Below are 20,073 nucleotides of genomic sequence, written 5' to 3'. Positions count from 1 at the left end.
GCGCATAATTATCTCTATTGGAAAGCACTCTGATGCCCAGTCGGATAGGGCACGGAAAAGGAATGGAACAGCACAATGACTCAGGGAAAGCATTTCGCTGCCGGTGGCGATCACTTCGCCGCACTGCCAAGCAAAAAGATTCACGCCCCGAAGGGGATCGCGCGTCTGACCGTCACCGCGGCGACCATGGCCGCCATGACCGGATCGAGCCTCATCTCACCGTTCACGGCATTCGCCCAGACCGGTGACGGGGGCACACAGCACCCCGCCGTGATGTCGCCGATCGCCGCCCACGCCGGCGCGGCATCCGGTACCGGCGCGAAATCCGCCGCACAGACCATCGCGGACCTGCAGAAGGCAGTCAACGAGGCGAAGGCGAAGGAGGACGCCGCCAAGGCAGCCTACGATGAGGCCGCCGGTCCCTACAACGAGGCGGCTTCCGCCCGCGACCAGGCCAAGGCATCCTACGATTCTGCAGTCAACGCCGGTACGGCAGCTGACCGAGCGGCAATGGACGAGTACGCCCGTCAGGTCGCAGAGGGCAAGGACGCCGCCGATGCCGCCGGCAAGGACCTCGAGCAGGCGAAGGCGGGTCTCGCAGACGCCAAGGCGGATGCGTCCGAGAAGGACGAAGCGTACCAGTCCGCCCTCAAGGCGGCCCAGGATGCCAAGGACGCCCTCGATAAGGCCAAGGCAGATGCCGTAAGCGCCACCCCGGAGGCAATCAGTGCCGCCGAACAGGCCGTGCGCGACGCCCAGGCTGCCGTGGAAAGGGCACAGGCCGGCCTCGCCAACGCCAACGCGACGCTTGCCGATGCCCAGTCCAAGCTGGTTGCGGCCCAGTCTGCAAAGGATTCCGCCGATTCTGTCCTCACTGCAGCCAGGCAGAACAAGGACGCGGCGGATGCGAAGGCCGCAGCCGCCAGCGCCGCCTACGAGAAGGCGAAAGCAGACCTCGCCGCAGCGGAGGCAGGCGCGAGCGGCCCGGAGTACGATGCGGCAAAACAGAAGGTCGCGGACGCGGAGGCAGCCCTCGCTGCCGCACAAGCGACACAGTCCCAGTGCGAGTCCGAGCTCGAGCAGGTACAGTCCGCTGCGGCAACGGCACAGGCCGACCTGAATGATGCCCAGGTGGCCCTCTCCGTAAAGCAGCAGGCCGCGGCCGATGCCGAAACCGGTGTGAACGCCGCTCAGTCCGCTCTCGATGTCGCGAACGCCGGCCTCGATGCGGCCAAGCAGGCGAATGCCGACGCCGTCGCCAAGCTGGATGCCGCGAAGCAGGCTGTCAAGGACGCCGAGTCCGCCAAGGCAGCCGCCGACGTAGAGCTCGCGAACGCCAAGGCCGCAAAGGATACCGCAGACGCCGCCGTGACCGCCGCCCAGCAGAAGGTCGACGAGGCACAGGCGAAACTCGATTCCGCCGACGCGCAACTCAAGCAGGGAGCCATCGGCTTCTTCCGTGCCATGGGTGCCGATGACGCAGTCAACATCATCCTGAACGCCAAATATGTCGGAAAGACCGAAGTCGGCAACTCCAAGGACGCCACGTCCCTTGATAACATGCTCAATGCGATCAGGTGGATGAAGTCCGTCAACGACTACCGCAAGTCGGTCGGCCTGTCCGAGCTCCAGGTCACCTACAAGCTCATCGCCGGAGCCATTGCGGATGCCAACTACAGTGACACTGTGCTCGATCATGCCCGTCAATATGATTTTGCCGAAAACCTGGCATGGAATTACGGAATCGATCCGAGTGGGCAGTGGATCGAGCAGGAGAAGGGCTTTTTCGACAAGGCAACGGAGGCCCTTTATGGAGTCACCGGTCTTGTCGGCAAGGATGCCTATGATTTCTATGCAAAGAACGGTGTCGCAATCAACCACTGGATTGCAGACAACTGCCACTGGGAGAACGGCAGTAGCGGCACCGTCGGCCATTACATGAACATCATCAATCCCGAACTCGCCGTTATGGGAATGGCAACCTGCACCAAGGGCACCATGTCCGGGCTTCAGACGCAGTGCTACACCGCAGAGATCTCCGGCTGGTCCGGCTCCGGTTGGAACACGAACCCCATCTCCGTCGACGAGTACGAGCAAAAGCTGACCTCCTATATCAACGGCCTCAAGAACGCCAAGAGCGCACTCGACGTAGCCAAGGCCGATCTCGCATCCAAGCAGCAGGCAGCCGCCGGCGCCGCCGCAACCGTCCAGCAGAAGCAGGACGCAGCGGATTTCGCACAGGCAGACGTCGATGCCGCGAAGCAGGACGTCACCGATGCCCAGCGTGCCGTCGATGCCGCCAAGGCTGATGTCGCCGCCAAGCAGCAGGGCGTCACCGATGCCCAGACCGAGCTTGATGCGGCGAAATCGGACCTCGATGCCGCCAACGCGGCAGTCGATACGGCAAAGTCGACCGTCCAGCAGAAGCAGGTTGTTTTTGATGCTGCCAACGCAGCCGTAACGACCGTACAATCTAAGTTGGATGCCGCAAAGGCCGACACCTCTGCCAAGCAGCAGAGCGTTGCCGATGCGAACGCCGATCTCGCGAAGTTCTTCCAGGACGTCGCCGACGCCAAGAAGGCGCTCGATACAGCAAAGAGCGTCCATGACTCGGCGGTAGCCGATCAGACCGAGAAAGCGACCGTCCTCGCCGCCGCCGAGCAAAAGGCGGACGCCACCGCACGCGCCCTCGCGGATGCCCAGCGTGCCGTCGATGCCGCAAAGACCGACGCCGGCGTTGCCGCCGACAGGCTTACCGGCTCCCAGACCGATCTCGATGACGCACAGTCGAACCTCGACATCCTCACCGGTCTTGCCGCGAAGCTCGCAGAGGCACAGCAGCGCGAGCAGGATGCAGTAAAGGCCGTCAATGACACCAAGGCCGCCCTCGATGCCGCGAAGGCGGATACCGCCGCCGCCGAGTCCCTGGTCTCCGCCGCCGAACAGGCGAAGGCGCTGGCAGACGCCAAGCTGTCGAAGCTGAACTCCATCGATGCCGGCGCGGCGATCGCTTCCGGCCATGATGTGAACGCGGATGACGCCCTCAACGCGCTTTTCGCCGCAGCAGTCGAGGCACGTGCCAAGGTCGCGCCCGCCAAGGCCATCCTGGACGAGAAGCAGGCCGCGGTGGACGAGCTCCAGCCCGTCTACGATGCGACACTCACCGCCTACGAGTTGGCGAAGTCCGACCGCATCGCAACGGAGCAGAAGCTTTCCGATGAGATCGCACGACAGGAGGCAGAGGAGGTCGCAAAGCAGCAGGCGGCATACACCCCGAAGCACCTCGCCGGCACGGATACCGCTAAGCCCGGCAGCCTCGCCCAGCCCGGCAGCCTCGCCCAGACCGGTGACCGCGCGGGACTCATCGGCGAGACGTTCGCCATCGGCGGTACCGTCCTCGTGGCGGCCGGCGTCTTCCTCGACCGGAAGAAGCGCCGCGAGCAGATGTAAAAGCGAGTCGGGCGTTGGATATCGGCTAGTGTCCAACGCCCGGTTTCATGGACAGGGAGATCGGTGTGAGAACAAAGGCTATTATCGTTGCGCTTCTGGTGTGCCTTTCGGCACCTCAACTTGGATGTGCCAGCGTTGCAAAGCAAGGAAGCGGCTCTACGGAAAGGGCCGCCACAGCGGTAAAGAATAAAGACAAAAAGAAGCCAAGCGAAGAAAAGGCGGCGCAAACCTCTGGAACCAAGAACGAGGAGAAGAAAGAATCCGACGGCAAGGACCAGAAGTCCGATGACTCCAAGAAAGAGGATAACAAGTCTTCCGACTCGTCGAAGTCTGACAGCAAGGGAAACTCCTCCGACTCCAAGCAGAATTCCAGCAATTCGCAGAGTTCCGGCAGCAACAATTCCTCTTCCAACGGCGGTAGCCAGAAGAAGTGGGTTGCCGAGCAGGGACACTGGGAGACAGATTACAGCCAGGTCTGGGTGCCGAATGTAGTGTATACGCGCCATCCTCGTTTCTGGGTCAACCATGGTGGTACTATGGTAGGGCCCTTCGATTCCGAAGATGCCGCCTACGCTTGGATTATTAACGATGGCGAAAACGGCGGTATCGGTGGATCCGTTGTAGATGATTCGTATACCACATCTGAGGACCAGGGACATTATGAACAGCAGGCTACGGGACAGCATTGGGTTGTCGACGTCGCCGGTCACTGGGAGTAATGTACATCGTTCCTCTCCTCTTACATTCGGTAAATGTTTATTTATTTGTGGGCGGCCGGTTCGGCCGCCTTTTTAGACGCCCAGTCTGGGAGCAAACGATAGGAAAGCAATCAAACGAGAGGCCGTTCCAAAAGAATCCGGCGGTGCCGGATTCTTCGGGCAAAACCTCCCGCAAATCGGTAAGGTCTTCCATCAACTTGCTCTAGCCCTCGCCCGGAGTCCGCTGCGCGGGACTTCAAATTCTCGGCATCTCTCGCATTCGTATTACCGCTCCGCTCTCGCTACAGCGAATCTCTAACACTCAGCATCCTTCGCGTTAAAAATTCGCTTCCGCTCACGGTCTCCGCTGACACTACGACACCGCGAAGCCTTTCGCTCGAAACGAGGCCTCTCATTTCGTGTCTACGCTCCGCTCCGCCCAATCGCCGTTCCGGTGATTGCAAGATTGGTGTTGGGCTAGATAAATGGGGCCATACTCGGCCCCTTTATCTGCCAAAACATCTTGTTTATCGCCTCCCACGGCGATAAAGTTAGAAATGAAGTTACGCCTTCATTTCTAAGGGAAGCGACGGCGTCACTTCAAAAATCGGCGCGACGTCAGTCGCTCCCAAAAAAAGGAAAGCAATCTCATATTGGTTTTGAATCGGTGGCCTCACCGATTCGCTCTGCTTTCCTGGGGGCATGATGAGTTGCAAGCGTCCACACACCGTTAAGGCGACACTCACTTCTGAAGAATACGAAACGTTTTCCGCTTTGGCGGACAAGGCAGGCATGACGAAGGCCGAACTCATTCGCTATGCCTTGATTCATCGGAGTGATTCACTCGATGATCTAGTCATTTCTAAAAATGATGACGGTGGCCGCAGTAAAAAGCTGCAACCCGTTTCAGGTGATTCGGACAAAAAGCGTTCGAAGGTCATTTACGTTAAAGTCAGCGATGACGAACACGAGGCAATCTGCAAACAGGCGGATGCACTCGGTGCGACCGTCAGTGCGTATGCCCGCCGCGTGATGCTTGCCGGGAAAATCGAGAAAATCGATTTCGATATGAGCCAGGTCGCGAAAATCTATCGCGAGCTGTATCACGAGGGAACGAATCTCAATCAGCTGATGTACTTTATGAACGCACAGGGTCTTCCGGCCTACAACGAGAAAGCTGTTTTCCGCACACTCGAAAAGGTTTACCAAAATGCCCGTAAAGTCACTCTCTTCATCGAAGAGCTCGAACAGCGCTATTTCACCGATGGCGGTGAGCTCGATGACCGTCGTTAAGCAGAAAGGTGTTTCGTCCGAGCGCTACGCGAAGAATGTGCGCGAGTACATTAACGGCAAGCACGCTTTGGCCCGCGGCGGCTGGAACCTCGCGAACCGAAAGCACTGGTTTTCCGAGATGGCTATGACGCGGAAGATGTTTCATCACGACAGGCCCGCGCGTGCCGGCGCGAAGAACATAACGATGCTTCATCAGGTTCTTGCGTTTCTTCCCGAGGAGTGCAGCTGCAACGGAGGCAAGATGACCCCCGATGCATGTATGGCCTACGCGGAGCAATGGCTTGCGAAACACTACCCGCATCAACAAGTGATTGTCGCCTTGCATGAGGAAAGCGATAAGGCGGGAAAACGTTACGCGGTCCATATGGCGATTAACCGCACGGATCTTTTGACGGGTAAGCGTTGCGAGACGGGTGGGCGTCGCGGAAAGTACGAACGCGCTGCGTGGGTTCGTGAAATGGACGAGGCCTGGAATCTCGCTCAGCTCGAAAAGGGAAAGAAGAACTCGAAGATTCGAGACCGACAGCCGCGCGACACTGAAAAGAAAATCGTTGAGCGGGGAGAGTACAGTTATAAAAACAATCTGCGCGAGTTGATCCATCTTGCAATCAACGAAGGTCATCCGAAGAATATGGAGCAGTTTAAAAAGTTACTTGCCTCATGGGGCGTAGACATTTTCATCAAGAACAATCGAGTCTATGCGACAGATCTCGATATCAAGGAGGCCGGCAACCCGAAGTGCACTTTCAACCTGGCTCGTCTTGACGGGAGGTTTGCGGTCAAGCAACTTGAGGCGGCCTTCAAAAATAACGTGCTGGAGGCCGAGCGAGCCCTTCCTTATGAGAGGCGTTGCGAGATTTACATTCAACGGCTTAAGAAGGCGTATTCGGCGTGGGTCGAGCAGGCAAAGGCGAGCAAGGGCGTCGCCTACAATCTCTTTCCTAAGTTCATCGCACCGAAGTGCGATGAAGATCTGCTCGAGGATCCGGCGGTTCGTGATGAGCTTCTTGCCCGGCGCGGTTACGCAAGGGAGATTCGCAACCGTTACGCCGGCGCCGTTCCCGATGCTGGCGATGACCGCGTTCGCGCCGCAGGACGAGCCCATGGTGGCAACGGCGACATCTCGCCGCAGGTCGATCGTGCGGTCGACCGAGGCGATTACGATCGCGGCGACGCGCCTCGCTAGTTTTGGAAAGCCTATCGTCGGTGCCCTAGCGCGCTGCCATCCAGTGCCGATTCTGCCATACTCGCAATTCGGCGAGGATGAGGAGTATGAATTGATCGGCGGGGGTCAGCCGCTCTGATAGAATCGTCCTTGCTGTCGGCAGCCCTCGTGCCGGGCAGAGCCCTCCATTTGATGGGAGGTGATGCCCATGACCGATTTCACCGAGCTCGTGAAGCTCCTGACCGCTATGGTCTCGCTCCTCACGGCCCTTGTCGGCCTTTCCAAGGCACTCAAGCAGGGTTCGAAGCCCAAAAAGAAAGGCCACCGTCGCTAAGACGATGACCCAACTTCATTAAGCAACGGCTCTGCCCAGCTCTCTACAACTTGGGCTGCCGTCGGCACCATTTTACCCTCCTGACGAGGAATTCGTCCATATTTCAAAAATCAAATCCTGTTCGCGCGTGGGCGTAAACTTATATAGTTGGGCAAATCCGGCAGATTGGAGCTTGAAACATGAGGGATATGCACCTCATGTCGCTCATAAAACGTCTCCTGACCTCGAAGGAGAACGTTTTTTAGCGATAAAAGGAGACATAAAAATGATCTGGTTTACCAGCGACACCCACTTCGGGCATGAGAACGTGCTGAAGTTCACCGACCGCCCGTGGGAGACGATTTGGCAGATGAACGACGCCATCGTCGACAACATCAATGGCAAGGTTGCCGTGGACGACGAGCTCTACATCCTGGGGGATTTCTCATTCAAGATGACCGCCCAGGACGCCTACGGGCTGCGCAAGCGGATCGCCTGCAGGCGCATCCACCTCGTCCCGGGAAACCACGACAAGGACTGGACCCAGCCGGCGGTCGCGGGCGCCTTCACCGTGGAGCCGCCGATTTGCGTGCTCAAGATCGACGGGCAGAAGATCGTCCTGAGCCATTACCCCATGGCCGACTGGCAGGGCATGAACCATGGATCGTGGCACCTCCACGGGCACATCCACAGCAGCGGCGGCGCGTACAACGAGTTCAACCGCAAGCAGGGCCTTCTGCGCTACGACGTCGGTTGCGATGCCAACGGGCACTCCCCGGTGAGCCTCGATGAGCTGAGGGAATGGTTCTCCGGAGTCGACGAGCCGTGCGGCCGGGTGAAATGGCCCTGGTGGGTCAACGAGACCGGCGACAGGCAGGTCGAGCGCGAGCTGGCGGCGTACAAGAGGGAAGAGGTGATTCGATGACGGTCTATGTGACGGGCGACATCCACGGTGGGCTCGACATGCAAAAGCTCCGCGACTGGGAGCTTGGGGATAGTCTTGGCAGCGACGACTATCTGATCATCGCCGGCGACTTTGGCTTTCCGTGGGATTTCTCTGCCGAGGAATGCGCCGACATCGCCTGGCTGGAGTCGCGCCCCTACACGGTACTGTTCGTCGACGGCAACCACGAGCGCTTCGACCACTGGGGGGAGCGCCCCATGGAGCCGTGGCGCGGCGGGCTGACGCAACGTTTATCGGATACTTCGCCCATCCGCCGCCTCATGCGCGGGGAGGTCTTCGAGCTCGACGGATCGACGGTCTTCACCATGGGCGGTGCCACGAGCGTGGACAGGGAATACCGCGTGCCGTATTCCAGCTGGTGGCCTCAGGAGCTCCCGGACGAGCGCGATTTCGATACCGCGCGGACAAAGCTCGACGAGGTCGGCTGGAAGGTCGACTGCGTCATCACCCATACCTGCTCGACGCGCATGCTCTCGCCGACGCTCTACCCGGACCCAGGCTGGGAGCGCCCTGATGTGGACCGGCTGACCGAATTCCTCGACGAGCTCGAGGACCGCCTGGACTACAAGCGCTGGTATTACGGCCATTTTCACCAAGACGGCAACCCGGACGAACGTCATACCGTGCTGTACGACCGGATCGTGAGGCTCGGGGACAAACTCCTGCCGTGGGGTTCGTTCTGATGGCTATCTATGTGACAGGCGACGTGCACGGCAGGGCCGAGTACGGGGCCAGCAGGTTCGCCTTCAGGTCTTGGCCGCTGGGCCGGACCCTGACGCGCGATGACGCGGTGATCGTGGCCGGCGATTTCGGCTTTGTCTGGGATGGATCCAACGCCGAGAAATACTGGCTCGACTGGTTCGAATCGAAGCCGTGGACCACGTGTTTCGTAGACGGCAACCATGAGAACCACCACGCCCTGGCAGAACTGCCGGTGCGGGAGTGGAACGGCGGGCTCGTCCATGAGGCGCGACCGCACGTGCTGCACCTGATGCGTGGAGAGGTGTTCGACATCGACGGGCTCACGGTCCTTGCCATGGGCGGTGCCGCGAGCAACGACAGGCAGTATCGCAGGGAGGGGAGGAGCTGGTGGCCCGAGGAGATGCCGAGCGAGGAGGAGATGGACCACTGCCGCGCCTCGCTCGACCGCGTAGGCTGGAGGGCCGATTACGTGATGACGCATGAGGCCCCTGCTGCCCTGGCAGAGAAGCTGTGCCGCGACCGCGGACGCGAGTATCGAGACGACCTGCTGCAACGATTCCTGGGCGAACTCGACGAACGGCTCGGCTACCGCGTCTGGTTCTTCGGCCACTACCACGGCGACAAATGGTGCGACGCCAGGCATCGCCTTATCTACCGAGACATCGTGCCGATCGAAGATGCTGCACCCGGCTCTAGGAACCTTCTAGAAGTGCTCTAGAAGGTTCCTAGAAATCAGCCGCCTGACAGGAGAGGTGCGGGGCTACTCACCTTTCATTCATGACCTCGATCTTGGCCTCGGCCACGGCCGCACGCTGCTCGGAGGCGGCAAGGCAGTCCTTGAGGGCGGCGACCTCGGCCATCAGGTCGCGCTGGGCCAGGAGTGCGTCGTTCAACTCGGCTTGGGCTTTCAGCGCGGCATCACGCTCGCCGCGCAGTCGCTCGATCTCATCGACCATGCCCACGGCCTCGGCATGGAGCTGGACGACCTGCCTGTCGAGTTCCCGAGCATCGGCGAGATATCTGACGCTCGCGGCATGGAGCTCGTTGTTCTCGATCTCGAGGCTCGCGGTATCGAGTTCGAACTTCTCCTCTATAAAGGCAATCCGCTCATTGCAGTCGGCCTCAATCTTTTCATTCCGATCCGTCGCCTCGGCGAGCTTGCGGCTGAATTCATCCACCTGGGCCATGAGCAGTGCGTTCTCGGTCATGAGGTTGCCCGTCTCGCGCAGCAGCTTCTCCCGCCATGTCGCCTCGATCCGCTCGGCGGCCTCATCGAGGACGGACTTCACGCCGGGCGTCTCGCTGATTTTTCTCTCGTTTGGGTTGTCTGTCATCGTGCGGCACTCCAATCAACAATGGGCATGGCTCCGCCATGCCGTACGGCTGGGAACAAATACGCTGCCGCTGTTGAGTTGTGTTTGTCCTGCGCTTGGTGAGTTCTAAAAGCGTCTCAAGTCATACGTTCATGCAGGTTTTCGGTTGGAGAAATACCGCACGTTTTCATGGTATCACGCGCCTTAAAGACCATGAATGGACGGCCATATCGATTCGTTGTAAATGGCTCCTACGACGTGTTGGTGGCGGGAGAGTGATGGCGTTAAAGATGTCGAGAATGATTATGGGATTGTTTTAGATGCGGGCATGAAAAAGGGTCGAATCGAAGTGTCTGGCCGGACGCCAATTGTCCGGGAACTGTTTCGGTTCGACCCTGTTTCATTTTACATCCGCGGCATGCTCTTATAGACGCCCGGCGATTACCGACCTTCACGACCTCGATAGTCGGGCTATGGACTTAAGATTTCTTGGGCTCCCAGCCGTTTTCGATTGCGGCGGGGTAGACTGCGGCGTAATTAAGCATCCAGCTGCCATCGCCCGCTTTTTGAATAAACCCTTTATCCTTCAAAGAGGTATAGGCCCGGGAGATCGTGTTCTTACTCAGGTGGTAGCGCTCCTCAATCCATTTGCTTTTTGCGTAAAAGCCCATGGCTCGTTTGTTTTTGGAAGGATTTCCAAGCTTCCATACTAGGCCGAGGATGAGGCGCTCGGCAGCGACAGTGGTGGCACAACACGCCCAGTCGGGCACCGAAATAAAACTCGCGTTATCCATTTTCCTTCTAATCTCTCGTTGCTCAGTAACATCATCGGAATATTTGTCGGAAATCGACGGTAGCTCGCTCATGTTTACCGCCTAGTCAAGGTGGGCGGTACGACCTTCGAGCTGCTTGAAAAGTTCGTAGAACGAGCTTTCAAACATGTAATTCGAGCGATGGATTTGGATGAGCTTGCCGGACTCGCGCATAAACTTGCGCGCGGTATTTTCGCTCCAGCCAGTGAGTTCGCGGATATCGTTAACGCGGAGCAACCGATCGCACTGAGCGGCACCAGTGGGGAAAGTCGGTGTGGACGCCTGAGTGCTAATCTGTGGAGTAGCCATGATGAGCTATCCTTTCAATGAGGGCCCTCCCTGTGCTTGTAAGACTTACCAGGTTCATAAGCACTTGGGGGGCCGGTTTTTATGACTACATGCGTAGCCATCTGACAGCTTTAGAATCTATTAAAACTCATTAGATGTCAATCAAATAAAGCGTCTACCTGCGGAAATAGTAGTATAGTACCGTAATATTATTGATGAAACGATGAATGAATAACATGCTATTTCTCGCTTTTCTGTATATAGGCGTTGATGAAGTCTTCGTAGCCTTTAACTGCTTTTATTTCTGATTGTTGAACGAGGCTTGTATACGTTTTGAGCGTGATATTGGGGTCCGCGTGGCCAAGAACACCTTGCACGCTTCTAACGTCCGATCCGTTCGCCAGCATAAAAGTGCTTACACAATGCCTGAGCTGATGCGGGCAGATGCCCTTATATAGTTTTCCGCCAGTCGAATTGTTCGGCTCATAGATTCCAAGATTGCAGCTAACTGCGAAATCGCGAAACCAATGGTTGAAGATGTAGTTTTTCATGTGACAGACAGTAGGGACCCCCTGCTTGACAGCAATATCGCTAATGATGGGAGTGCTGCCAGTCTGGGACAGCCCCAGAGAGGCCAGGAGCTCTTTTTGTATGGCTGACCATGATTGAAGACGTTCGGCCAAGGTTTCTCCAACGGGGATTTTGCGTTGGCTTTCTTGTGACTTGGGTGCCCTCAGTTCATGGTCGTTGGTGTACTGCCTGTCAATTTTCAAGGTTTTATTGGCAGGGTCCCAATCGCGCCATTCGAGGCCCAGCATCTCGCCTTTCCGCATACCCGTATACACTAGTACTAGCGTACCAACAGCTTCGGCGGTGAGCTCAATGTGTTGAAGATGTGTGCATAGGGTAGCTACTTGGTCGATTGTCAGTGATTCTCTTTTGTTGCGTGGTCTGCGAACATGAACGGTAGCGCAGGGGTTTCGGTCAATTATTCTCTTTGCGACTGCATTTGACAGAATCTGACGCAGTTTCGAATTGATTCGTACAAGCTCTGATGGTTTGTATTTTCCCGTACGACGAGCTTCGGCATATGCTTCTTCGATTAGATCGGGAGTTAGCCCCTCTATTGTCTGAAACGCACCGAATAGGTCTTCGATATGCCTGCAATCGTACGCTTCTCTTTCATAGCTCGTTGGCGCAAGCTCGGTGTCCCTATTTTCATGAAAGGCCCAGCAGTAGGACGCAAGCAAAGTGGGCTTTTTAGTTTTAGTGATCGTGCCAGAGGAGTTGATTTCAGCCAGCTTGGCCTGCATTGCAGCCTTAGCTTCTGTTTTAGTCTTGCAACGAACCGTATAAGTTGGGGATCGTTTGTAGCGCCCTGTCTTCGGGTCCTTGACTCCAAGGGAAAAATAATAGCGATAGGTGTTAGGTGATCTCTTGTCTTTCCAACACGTGCCTCTTCCGCTAATTAGTGGCTGTTCTGACATCTTTGCACTCCGTTTCTTTGAATAGTTTTCAACAATTCATTGAGTGCAGTTTAGCTAAAGCCGTTAGTAATATGTTTGTAAAAGCATAGGCGCAGCTACCGGAGGCAAAAGACACAAACTGCTATGTTTATCTGCGGTTATATGATGTTCAATGATGCTTGATGAATGGTAGGGGGTAGCATTAAATCATATCTCCTAAAGCGGGTGTCGACGGTTCGAATCCGCCCGGGGGCACCAGAGGAATATCGAGCCCGGTACCGCTACGGTGCCGGGCTCTTCTGGTTCAATGCCATGTCAAAAACGAAGCGCCCGCTTGCTGGGGGAGCAAGCGGGCGCCTGTGAGCGAATATGTTTGCGGCGAAAGCCGCGATGAGCGGTGGGGTGGCGACTAGTTGGTCGTACCGGAATCGTCGCCCGTGCTCGTGCCCGAGCCCGAGCCCGAACCAGAAAGTGCGACCGTCAGCGTAATCGTGCTGTCGGTGGACTGCTTGCCAGTGGGGGAGACGCCCGTAACGGTGGCATCCTCGTTACCGCTTACGGGATTGCCGTTCTGGTCACAGAAGCCAATGTTATAGAAACCGGCGTTGTTGAGCGCGGTAACGGCGGCGGAGATGCTCTTGCCGTACAGGTTGCCCGGGACGGTGGCCTTGCCGGACTTCTTGGCAATGACGACGGTAATCGTGGCGCCGGGCTTCTGCTTGCCGCTGGGGTTCCAGCTGATCACGGTGCCCTCGGTAACCGAGTCGTTCTCCTGGTAGCTCACGTCGACGCCAAAGCCTGCCATATCGAGGGCGTTGCGCGCCTGGGCCTCGGTCATGTCGGTCAGGTCGGGGACGGACGTGGTATCCGGGCCGCTCGAGACCTTGTACGAGATGGTCGTGCCCTTCGCGACTTCCTTACCGGCTTCGGTGCCCTGCTCAAAGACCTGGCCCTCATCAGCCTCGTTGGCCTCCTCGGAGGCGTTGCCCTTCAGGCCAACGCTTGCCAGTGCGGCTTCTGCTTGGTCCTTGGTCAGGCCGACAAGTTTGGGAACCTCAACCTTTTCGGAGGGCTTGGGGCCCTTGGAGATTACCAGGTTCACCTTGGTGCCCTTGGCCTTCTTGGTGTTGCCGTTGGGCGTCTGCTCGGCGACCTTGCCCTCGTCGACATCGTCGTTGTAGCTTTGGTCGATGGTGCCGACCTCGAGGCCGGCTTCCTTGATCAGCTCGACGGCAGTCTGCTGGTCCTTACCCAGCACATCGGGCACGGTGACCTGCTCGCCGCCAAAGAGTCCTGTGGCAAAGGCCACCACGATGCCGATGGCGGCAACGGCTGCCACCACGGCGGCGATGATCTTGTTCTTGTTGGATTTGGGCTCTTCGATCTCGTAGGAGCCGGTGGAGCCCGAAACCGAGCTACGGGCGGTATTCTGGCCGCTTACGCCCGAGACGGGACGCACCATGGCGCGCGTCTGATCGGAAAGCTCGCGAGTCTTGGTGGCGCCCAACTCACCGGGGGCACCGATGATGCGCGTGGGCTCCGAGACGTTGACGGCACGGCCCGACAGGTAGCTGTTGAGCACCTGACGCAGCTCGTCGGCGGTCTGGAAGCGGTTTGCGGGGTCCTTCTCCATGCACTTGAGGATGATGCGCTCAAGGTCGGCGTCGACACCGGAGTTGATCTGGCTCGGCGGAATAGGCAGCTCGTTGACCTGCTTGAGTGCGACCGAGATAGCGTCGTCACCGTCAAAGGGAACGCGACCGGTGGCGCACTCGTACATCACGACGCCCAGCGAGTAGATATCCGAGGTGGGGCCGAGGTCCTGACCGCGGGTCTGCTCGGGGCTGACGTAGTGGGCGGTTCCCAGCACGTTGTTGTCTTGCGTGAGGTGGCTGTTCTTGGCGCGCGCAATGCCAAAGTCCATCACCTTGATATTGCCGTCGGGCAGCACCATGATGTTCTGCGGCTTAATGTCGCGGTGGATGATTTCGTGCTTGTGGGCGACCGAAAGCGCGGAGCTGATCTGCGAGCCGATCTGGGCGACCTTCTTGGGGTCGAGGGCGCCGTGGCTCTTGATGCCGCTCTTAAGGTCGGTTCCGCGCAGGTACTCCATGACGATGTAATAGGTGTCGCCGTCCTTGCCCCAATCGTAGACGCCCACGATATAGGGGGAGGAGAGACCGGCTGCTGCCTGGGCCTCCTGTTTAAAGCGTGCGGCGAAGGTTGCGTCGCCGGCATACTGCGGCAGCATGATCTTGACGGCAACCGTGCGGTCGAGGACCTGGTCCTGTGCACGGTAGACGGTCGCCATGCCGCCTGTCCCCACCTTATCCTTGAGGAGGTATCTTCCCCCGAGGACCCTCTGTTCCATTCTTGCTCCTAACATAACTATTCGCTCAACGATGTGTGTAGTACCTACGATGTGGCCGCTGGGGCCGTGTGGCGCGTTGCCGCCAGCTCTTCGGCCGCGGCGCGCCTCGGGTGTCCGATTCGATCATGGGCATCACGCTCCCTGTGCGGCAAGCGCCGCGGTCAGGACGATACCGGCGATCTTGGCGGCCTTGACGTCATGCTTGTCGAAATCCTCCAAGGCCACCGAGATGGCGACCGTGGGTGAATCGTAAGGTGCAAAGCCAACGAACATAGAGTTGACGTTGGTGCCGCCAGTCTCGGCCGAGCCGGTCTTGCCGGCGACCTTGACGCCGGGGATCTGGGCATCGGTGCCGGTACCGGACTGGACGACGGCAAGCATGGCCTGCTTGACCTGGTCGGCCGTGGCGGAGCTGACGGCCTGACCCAGCGAGCGGGACTGCGTGGTCTTGACCACGGTTCCGTCCGGGGCGAGTACCTGGGCTACAAAGTACGGGTCCATGACCACGCCGCTGTTAGCGATGGCGGCGGCAATCACGGCGTTTTGCATGACGGTGGTCTGCGGGCCGGGCGTATGGTCCATGCCGACAGGCTGGCCGGCGCCGGCCCAGGCGGTCTCCCACTCGGTCATGAGCGACGGGTCGGCCATGATGGAGGCCGCGGAGGTCAGGTCTTGGCCGAGCTTTTGGCCGTAGCCAAAGGCGTTGGCAAACTGTACGAGCGTGTTTGCGCCAACTTCGTTTGCCACCTGGCCAAAGACGACGTTGGAGGACACGGCAAAGGCCTGCTGCAGGCTGATGGTGCCGTAGCTCTCGTTGGCATAGTTGGTGACCGGTGCGTTGCCGATGTCCATGGAGCCGGGCGCCTGGTAGGTGCTGGTAAGGCTGGCGGTACCGGTCTCGAGTGCCGCGGAAAGCGTAACGACCTTAAACGTTGAGCCCGGCGTGTACAGCGCGTCCATGGCGCGATTGTACATGGAGCCGTCCTCGCCGCCGCCCGTCTGCAGCAGGGCATCGATGTTGGTGTTGTCGTAGGTGGGCGAGCTGGCACATGCAAGCACCGCGCCGGTACGCGGGTCGATGACCACTACAGCGCCCTTAAAGCCCTTCAGCGCCTGCTCAGCAGCCGTCTGGATGCGCGAGTCGATGGTGAGCTTGGCGGTGTTGCCCGGCTGGGTCTGGCCCGCGAGCGACGCGATGGCGTTGTTCCAGCTGGAGTAATCCTTAGAGCCGGTGAGCGTGTCGTTCATGACGCTCTCGATGGCGGTGGTGCCATACTGCTGGCTCACATAGCCAACCACGTGCGCTGCCAGGTTACCGTTGGGGTAGGAGCGTACGTAGGTGCCGTCCTCCTGCTGCAGCGACTCGGCCAGCGTCACGCCGTCGGACGTGATGATGGAACCGCGCTGGATGTACTTGGAGCGGGCGATGGTGTGGTTGTTGGTCGGCATGTCCTGATAGTCCTTGGCCTTGATGACCTGGACATAGGTGAGGTTGCCGATAAGGATGGCGAACAGCGCCGTAAAGGCGAGCACCGCGCGGGTTAGACGGTTGGCAAGAGCAACGCGGCCGAGCACACCGGATTCAGGCGTGTCGAGCAGGCGACGGCGCATACGCGAGCCGATGGAATGGCTGCCGCTGCCGTAGGAAGACGAGGTGGCAAAGCGCGTGCCCGTCGGGGCGGCGGCAGATGCGACCTGATCATCGGTGATGGCGGCCATGGTGCCGGTGCCGGTAAGCTCGGCCTCGCGTCCGGTCGCCTCGTCACCGGCGCGCAGCAGGAGCGCGACGATGATAAAGCTCGCCAGCAGAGAGGAGCCGCCCTGGCTCATAAAGGGCAGGGTGACGCCGGTCAGCGGGATCAGGCGGGTTACGCCGCCAACGATCAAGAAGGCCTGGAAGCTGATGGCGGCCGTAAGGCCTGTGGCACTAAAGGCGGCGAGGTCGGATTTAGCGCGGGCAGCCGTGGTGAGGCCACGCACGGCAAAGAGCATAAACAGGATGAGCACGGCGCCGCCGCCCAAAAGGCCCATCTCCTCGCCGATAGCCGAGAAGATAAAGTCGGACTCGACGACAGGGATGTTGTTGGCCATGCCGTTGCCGATGCCAACACCGACCAGACCGCCATCGGCAAGCGAGAAGAGCGACTGGACGATCTGGTAGCCCTGGCCCTGGGCGTCCTTAAACGGATCGAGCCAAACCTGGAAACGCACCTGAACGTGAGACAGGAACTTGTAGGCGCCCACGGCTCCAACGGCTAAGAGCGCAAGGCCGATAACGACATACGAAAAGCGCCCCGTGGCAACGTAGAGCATCAGCAAGAAGATGGTGTAGAACAGCACGGCCGAACCCAGGTCGCGTTCGAAGACGACGACGAGCAGGCACACACCCCACACGGCAAACAGCGGCAGCAGTAGTCGCAGGCGAGGGATCTTAAAGCCCAGGATCTTGCGGTTGGAGATGGAGAGCAGCTCGCGGTTCTCGGCCAGGTACCCAGCTAGGAACAGCACGATAAAGACCTTGGCGAACTCGCCGGGCTGGATGGTAAAGCCCGCGATGCGAATCCACAGCTTGGAGCCCGAGATCGTGGTGCCGATAAAGATAGGCAGCATCAGCAGGATGATGCCGATAATGCCAAAGGTGTACTTGTAGCGCATGACCACGTCGAGGTTTTTGACTAATGCAAGCGTTCCCACCATGAGCGCCACCGAGACAAACAGGATGATGAGCTGTGAGATGGCGAGAGCGGGGGCGAGACGCGTCACGAACGTGATGCCGATGCCCGAAAGTATAAATACGATGGGCAGGATGGCGGGGTCGGCACCGGGCGCCAAGATGCGCACGGCAATGTGGGCCGCGGCAAAGGCGGCAAAGAGGCCGATCGGTACGGCGAGCGTCTCAAAGGAGATGGCAGCGCCCGCGGTGAGGACGTACATCGCATACAGCAGGATGACGGGGAACGCCGAGGCGATGAGCAAGAGCAGCTCGGTGTTGCGGCGACTCATAAGCGGCACTCCCTTTCTAATTCTTATCGGAGGCTTCGGCCTCGGCGGACTGTTCGGCGGTTTTCTCGGAATCTGATTCGGAGGTCGATCCCTGATTGGTGTTGTTGCGAATCGTTTGCGCGTCGATCACCTGGCGGGTCTGCTCCTCGTCGATCTGGTGGCGGTACTTGGATATCGTGTCCTGCGCATCGTCGACACTTGTTTGCGGAATGCCCGCCTTGAGGCGGTTTTGCGTGTCTTCGGGCAGGTCGGACAGCTTAATGCTGGTTTCGCTTTCGAGCCAGTGGAGCTTGAGTCCGAGCGGCTTGCCGGGCAGGCCGCGCCAGACGGCGACATTGCCCTGGTAGGTACCCAGGTAGTACGAGCCGGTGACACCCGTGTAGGCCCAGATGCCGGCTGCCAGCACAAAGACGAGGGCCAGGATGGCGGCGATAGTAATGTTGCGGCGACGCACGCGCTGCGCCTCGCGCATAACGCCATCGTCAACCAGGTCAACGACTACTACGGTCACGTTGTCGTGGCCGCCGGCGGCAAGCGCCGCGTCCACTAGGTTGTCGACGCAGATTTGCGCGGTTGAGGACTGCGTGGCGATGTTCTCGATATCGCTATCGGGAATCATGCTCGAAAGGCCGTCGGAGCACAGGATCAGACGGTCGCCTTCCTCGATATGCAGAGTGAAGTGGTCGGCATACATGGCGGGGTCCGAGCCCAGTGCGCGGGTGATGACCGAACGGTTGGGGTGGACGCGAGCCTCGTCTGCCGTGATCTCGCCGGCGTCCACGAGCTCCTCCACGTAGGAGTGGTCGCGGGTCACGCGGATGAGCGTGCCCTCGTGGAGCAGATAGGCGCGAGAGTCGCCCACGTGGGCGATGGCGAGCGTGTCGTTTTCGATGTAGGCGCAGGTGGCTGTGCAGCCCATGCCGGGCTTGCCCAGGCCGTTCAGGGCCGCCTCGATTACGGCGGCGTTGGCTGCCTCGACGGCTGCGGCCAGGCGTGCTGCGTCGGCGGACTGTGGGGCCGTCTTGGCAATAGTCTCGACGGCGATGGAAGAGGCTACCTCGCCGGCAGCGTGACCACCCATGCCGTCGCATACGCAAAAGAGCGGCGACTGCACCAGGTAGGAATCCTCATTGTGCGGGCGCACGCAGCCAACGTCGGAGCGGGCGCCCCACATAAGTTGCGTGGTGGTGCCGGCATCATAGGTCGAGTCGGTCTCGATGCGCTCCTCGGTCAGGGGCTCAAAGCTCATGGTCGAGCCGGGGTCTTTGAGCTTGGCCTCAACGGCGGCAACGTCGATTTCGGCGGTGTCACCGGGAGAGACGGTGTCGGTCACGGCGTTTGATTCGGAATCACCGGTGTCCGGGGAGTCGGGCTCCTCGGACACGCGGGCGGTCGACTCGTCGTCTTGCGGGCTGACGTCTATAGGCTCGGGCGCCGGCGTAGACGCGGGCGCAACCTCGGACGCCGGGGCCATGGGAAACGCCGGCGCGGCGGGCTCGGGTGCCGCAAACACCGCAGCGCTCTCGTTGATTGCCGCGGCGACGGGCTCTGCAAAGTGAGCCGGCGCCGGGGTTGCTTCGGGCGCTGTGGGCTGTTCCGCAGCATGTGCGCCGATGGGCGCCGCTACGGCATCCTCTTCGTCCTCGTTATCGGCGAGATCCGAAATATCATGCGTTACATGCGAAAGAGGCAGGGAGAACACGGTGTCCTCGGGCTCCACGGGTGCGGAGCCCGCCGGAGCGGCGTGGGCCGGCGCAGCTGTGGCGGCGGCCGGTGCCTCGGTCATAGTTGCGGACTTGTTCTCCTCGTCGATCATCGACGGTTCACCTTCATGACCACGTCGCCAATCTGGACTTCGTCGCCCTCACGCAGCGTCGCGGGCTCCACGAGTTGGCGGCCGTTGACGAGCGTGCCGTTAAGTGAGTTGAGGTCCTCGATGATGAGCGCCGGGCCCTGCAGCGAAAAGCGCGCGTGCGAGGCTGAAACGAACGGTTCGTTGATGCAGATGTCCGAAGATGGCGAGCGACCGACGATGACGGGGCCGAGCATGTCTACGTGGATGCCGCGGATACCGCGCGGACCCTTGTCCACATCGATCGTCCAGATAGCCGAGTCGCGGCGCTGTCCACGCACAAGTCCCACGCCGGTCTTCATGACGGCGAACAGAAAGATATAGAGCAGGGCGACCAGGACGATGCGGCCTGCAAAAAGGACGATATCGATGTTCATAAGCGA

General features: G+C 59.4%; 17 protein-coding genes. 8 read left to right on the top strand and 9 right to left on the bottom strand.

Annotated features, from left to right (window positions below; translation table 11 throughout):
* Window positions 1-75 precede the first annotated feature (75 nt).
* A complete protein-coding gene (locus GPK39_RS05665) occupies window positions 76-3,450 on the top strand; it encodes a hypothetical protein (RefSeq protein ID WP_215674292.1) in 3,375 nt (1,124 codons plus the stop codon).
* A gap of 47 nt (window positions 3,451-3,497) precedes the next feature.
* Entirely contained in the window at window positions 3,498-4,169 is a 672-nt protein-coding gene (locus GPK39_RS05660) for a hypothetical protein (protein WP_252204704.1), read from the top strand.
* A 542-nt stretch (window positions 4,170-4,711) separates the two neighbouring features.
* On the opposite strand, the gene GPK39_RS05655 is transcribed toward GPK39_RS05660, so the two are convergent.
* The gene (locus GPK39_RS05655; RefSeq protein ID WP_215674290.1) at window positions 4,712-4,960 is read right to left on the bottom strand and encodes a hypothetical protein; all 249 of its coding nucleotides are present in this window, start codon (window positions 4,958-4,960) and stop codon (window positions 4,712-4,714) included.
* Here GPK39_RS05655 and GPK39_RS05650 point away from each other — a divergent pair.
* The 6 genes from GPK39_RS05650 (at window position 4,941) to GPK39_RS05630 (ending at window position 9,303) form a co-directional block, all read left to right on the top strand.
* Complete coding sequence (locus GPK39_RS05650) at window positions 4,941-5,441, top strand: plasmid mobilization protein (protein ID WP_215674288.1); 501 nt, start codon at window positions 4,941-4,943, stop codon at window positions 5,439-5,441. The two genes, GPK39_RS05655 and GPK39_RS05650, sit on opposite strands and share 20 nt — an antisense overlap.
* Entirely contained in the window at window positions 5,428-6,627 is a 1,200-nt protein-coding gene (locus tag GPK39_RS05645) for a relaxase/mobilization nuclease domain-containing protein (protein ID WP_215674286.1), read from the top strand. The genes GPK39_RS05650 and GPK39_RS05645 overlap by 14 nt, the downstream gene beginning before the upstream one ends.
* Window positions 6,628-6,814: 187 nt before the next feature.
* On the top strand, window positions 6,815-6,940 hold the full coding sequence (locus GPK39_RS09660; protein ID WP_255413117.1) for a hypothetical protein: 126 nt from the start codon (window positions 6,815-6,817) through the stop codon (window positions 6,938-6,940).
* A 265-nt stretch (window positions 6,941-7,205) separates the two neighbouring features.
* Window positions 7,206-7,844 carry a hypothetical protein gene (locus GPK39_RS05640; RefSeq protein WP_215674284.1) on the top strand — a complete coding sequence of 213 codons (639 nt, stop codon included), beginning with the start codon at window positions 7,206-7,208 and terminating at the stop codon, window positions 7,842-7,844.
* Entirely contained in the window at window positions 7,769-8,566 is a 798-nt protein-coding gene (locus GPK39_RS05635) for a metallophosphoesterase (protein ID WP_338404396.1), read from the top strand. Before GPK39_RS05640 ends, GPK39_RS05635 begins: the two co-directional genes overlap by 76 nt.
* Window positions 8,566-9,303, top strand: coding sequence for a metallophosphoesterase family protein (locus GPK39_RS05630; RefSeq protein ID WP_215674283.1), 738 nt, complete (start codon window positions 8,566-8,568; stop codon window positions 9,301-9,303). Before GPK39_RS05635 ends, GPK39_RS05630 begins: the two co-directional genes overlap by 1 nt.
* Before the next feature lie 46 nt (window positions 9,304-9,349).
* Here GPK39_RS05630 and GPK39_RS05625 read toward each other — a convergent pair whose 3' ends face one another.
* The 8 genes from GPK39_RS05625 to GPK39_RS05590 all read right to left on the bottom strand — a co-directional run bounded on the left by GPK39_RS05625 (window position 9,350) and on the right by GPK39_RS05590 (window position 20,067).
* A complete protein-coding gene (locus tag GPK39_RS05625; protein ID WP_215674281.1) occupies window positions 9,350-9,919 on the bottom strand; it encodes a hypothetical protein in 570 nt (189 codons plus the stop codon).
* 458 nt (window positions 9,920-10,377) lie between these two features.
* Entirely contained in the window at window positions 10,378-10,764 is a 387-nt protein-coding gene (locus GPK39_RS05620) for a hypothetical protein (protein ID WP_215674279.1), read from the bottom strand.
* Between the two features lie 9 nt (window positions 10,765-10,773).
* A complete protein-coding gene (locus tag GPK39_RS05615; protein ID WP_117629696.1) occupies window positions 10,774-11,019 on the bottom strand; it encodes a hypothetical protein in 246 nt (81 codons plus the stop codon).
* Between the two features lie 218 nt (window positions 11,020-11,237).
* The gene (locus GPK39_RS05610) at window positions 11,238-12,485 is read right to left on the bottom strand and encodes a site-specific integrase (protein WP_215674277.1); all 1,248 of its coding nucleotides are present in this window, start codon (window positions 12,483-12,485) and stop codon (window positions 11,238-11,240) included.
* A 388-nt stretch (window positions 12,486-12,873) separates the two neighbouring features.
* Window positions 12,874-14,835, bottom strand: a complete 1,962-nt coding sequence (gene pknB, locus GPK39_RS05605) for a Stk1 family PASTA domain-containing Ser/Thr kinase (RefSeq protein ID WP_215674275.1) — start codon at window positions 14,833-14,835, stop codon at window positions 12,874-12,876.
* Between the two features lie 132 nt (window positions 14,836-14,967).
* Window positions 14,968-17,838, bottom strand: coding sequence for an FtsW/RodA/SpoVE family cell cycle protein (locus tag GPK39_RS05600; RefSeq protein ID WP_215674273.1), 2,871 nt, complete (start codon window positions 17,836-17,838; stop codon window positions 14,968-14,970).
* A gap of 16 nt (window positions 17,839-17,854) precedes the next feature.
* Window positions 17,855-19,654 carry a Stp1/IreP family PP2C-type Ser/Thr phosphatase gene (locus tag GPK39_RS05595; RefSeq protein WP_215674271.1) on the bottom strand — a complete coding sequence of 600 codons (1,800 nt, stop codon included), beginning with the start codon at window positions 19,652-19,654 and terminating at the stop codon, window positions 17,855-17,857.
* A complete protein-coding gene (locus GPK39_RS05590; protein ID WP_006235180.1) occupies window positions 19,651-20,067 on the bottom strand; it encodes an FHA domain-containing protein in 417 nt (138 codons plus the stop codon). The genes GPK39_RS05595 and GPK39_RS05590 overlap by 4 nt, the downstream gene beginning before the upstream one ends.
* Window positions 20,068-20,073 lie beyond the last annotated feature (6 nt).

This window comes from Collinsella aerofaciens (genome assembly GCF_018785245.1).
GTDB lineage: Bacteria > Actinomycetota > Coriobacteriia > Coriobacteriales > Coriobacteriaceae > Collinsella > Collinsella aerofaciens_AD.
The sequence above is the reverse complement of the archived record's forward strand: the minus strand, read 5'-3'. Positions and strand labels throughout refer to the sequence as shown.

Excerpts from the sequence above, each read along its gene's own strand:
- GPK39_RS05665 (WP_215674292.1), top strand. The coding sequence starts at position 76 with ATGACTCAGGGAAAGCATTTCGCTGCCGGTGGCGATCACTTCGCCGCA.
- GPK39_RS05660 (WP_252204704.1), top strand. The coding sequence starts at position 3,498 with ATGGACAGGGAGATCGGTGTGAGAACAAAGGCTATTATCGTTGCGCTT.
- GPK39_RS05650 (WP_215674288.1), top strand. The coding sequence starts at position 4,941 with ATGACGAAGGCCGAACTCATTCGCTATGCCTTGATTCATCGGAGTGAT.
- GPK39_RS05655 (WP_215674290.1), bottom strand. The coding sequence starts at position 4,960 with ATGAGTTCGGCCTTCGTCATGCCTGCCTTGTCCGCCAAAGCGGAAAAC.
- GPK39_RS05645 (WP_215674286.1), top strand. The coding sequence starts at position 5,428 with ATGACCGTCGTTAAGCAGAAAGGTGTTTCGTCCGAGCGCTACGCGAAG.
- GPK39_RS09660 (WP_255413117.1), top strand. The coding sequence starts at position 6,815 with ATGACCGATTTCACCGAGCTCGTGAAGCTCCTGACCGCTATGGTCTCG.
- GPK39_RS05640 (WP_215674284.1), top strand. The coding sequence starts at position 7,206 with ATGATCTGGTTTACCAGCGACACCCACTTCGGGCATGAGAACGTGCTG.
- GPK39_RS05630 (WP_215674283.1), top strand. The coding sequence starts at position 8,566 with ATGGCTATCTATGTGACAGGCGACGTGCACGGCAGGGCCGAGTACGGG.
- GPK39_RS05625 (WP_215674281.1), bottom strand. The coding sequence starts at position 9,919 with ATGACAGACAACCCAAACGAGAGAAAAATCAGCGAGACGCCCGGCGTG.
- GPK39_RS05620 (WP_215674279.1), bottom strand. The coding sequence starts at position 10,764 with ATGAGCGAGCTACCGTCGATTTCCGACAAATATTCCGATGATGTTACT.
- GPK39_RS05615 (WP_117629696.1), bottom strand. The coding sequence starts at position 11,019 with ATGGCTACTCCACAGATTAGCACTCAGGCGTCCACACCGACTTTCCCC.
- GPK39_RS05610 (WP_215674277.1), bottom strand. The coding sequence starts at position 12,485 with ATGTCAGAACAGCCACTAATTAGCGGAAGAGGCACGTGTTGGAAAGAC.
- pknB (WP_215674275.1), bottom strand. The coding sequence starts at position 14,835 with ATGGAACAGAGGGTCCTCGGGGGAAGATACCTCCTCAAGGATAAGGTG.
- GPK39_RS05600 (WP_215674273.1), bottom strand. The coding sequence starts at position 17,838 with ATGAGTCGCCGCAACACCGAGCTGCTCTTGCTCATCGCCTCGGCGTTC.
- GPK39_RS05595 (WP_215674271.1), bottom strand. The coding sequence starts at position 19,654 with ATGATCGACGAGGAGAACAAGTCCGCAACTATGACCGAGGCACCGGCC.
- GPK39_RS05590 (WP_006235180.1), bottom strand. The coding sequence starts at position 20,067 with ATGAACATCGATATCGTCCTTTTTGCAGGCCGCATCGTCCTGGTCGCC.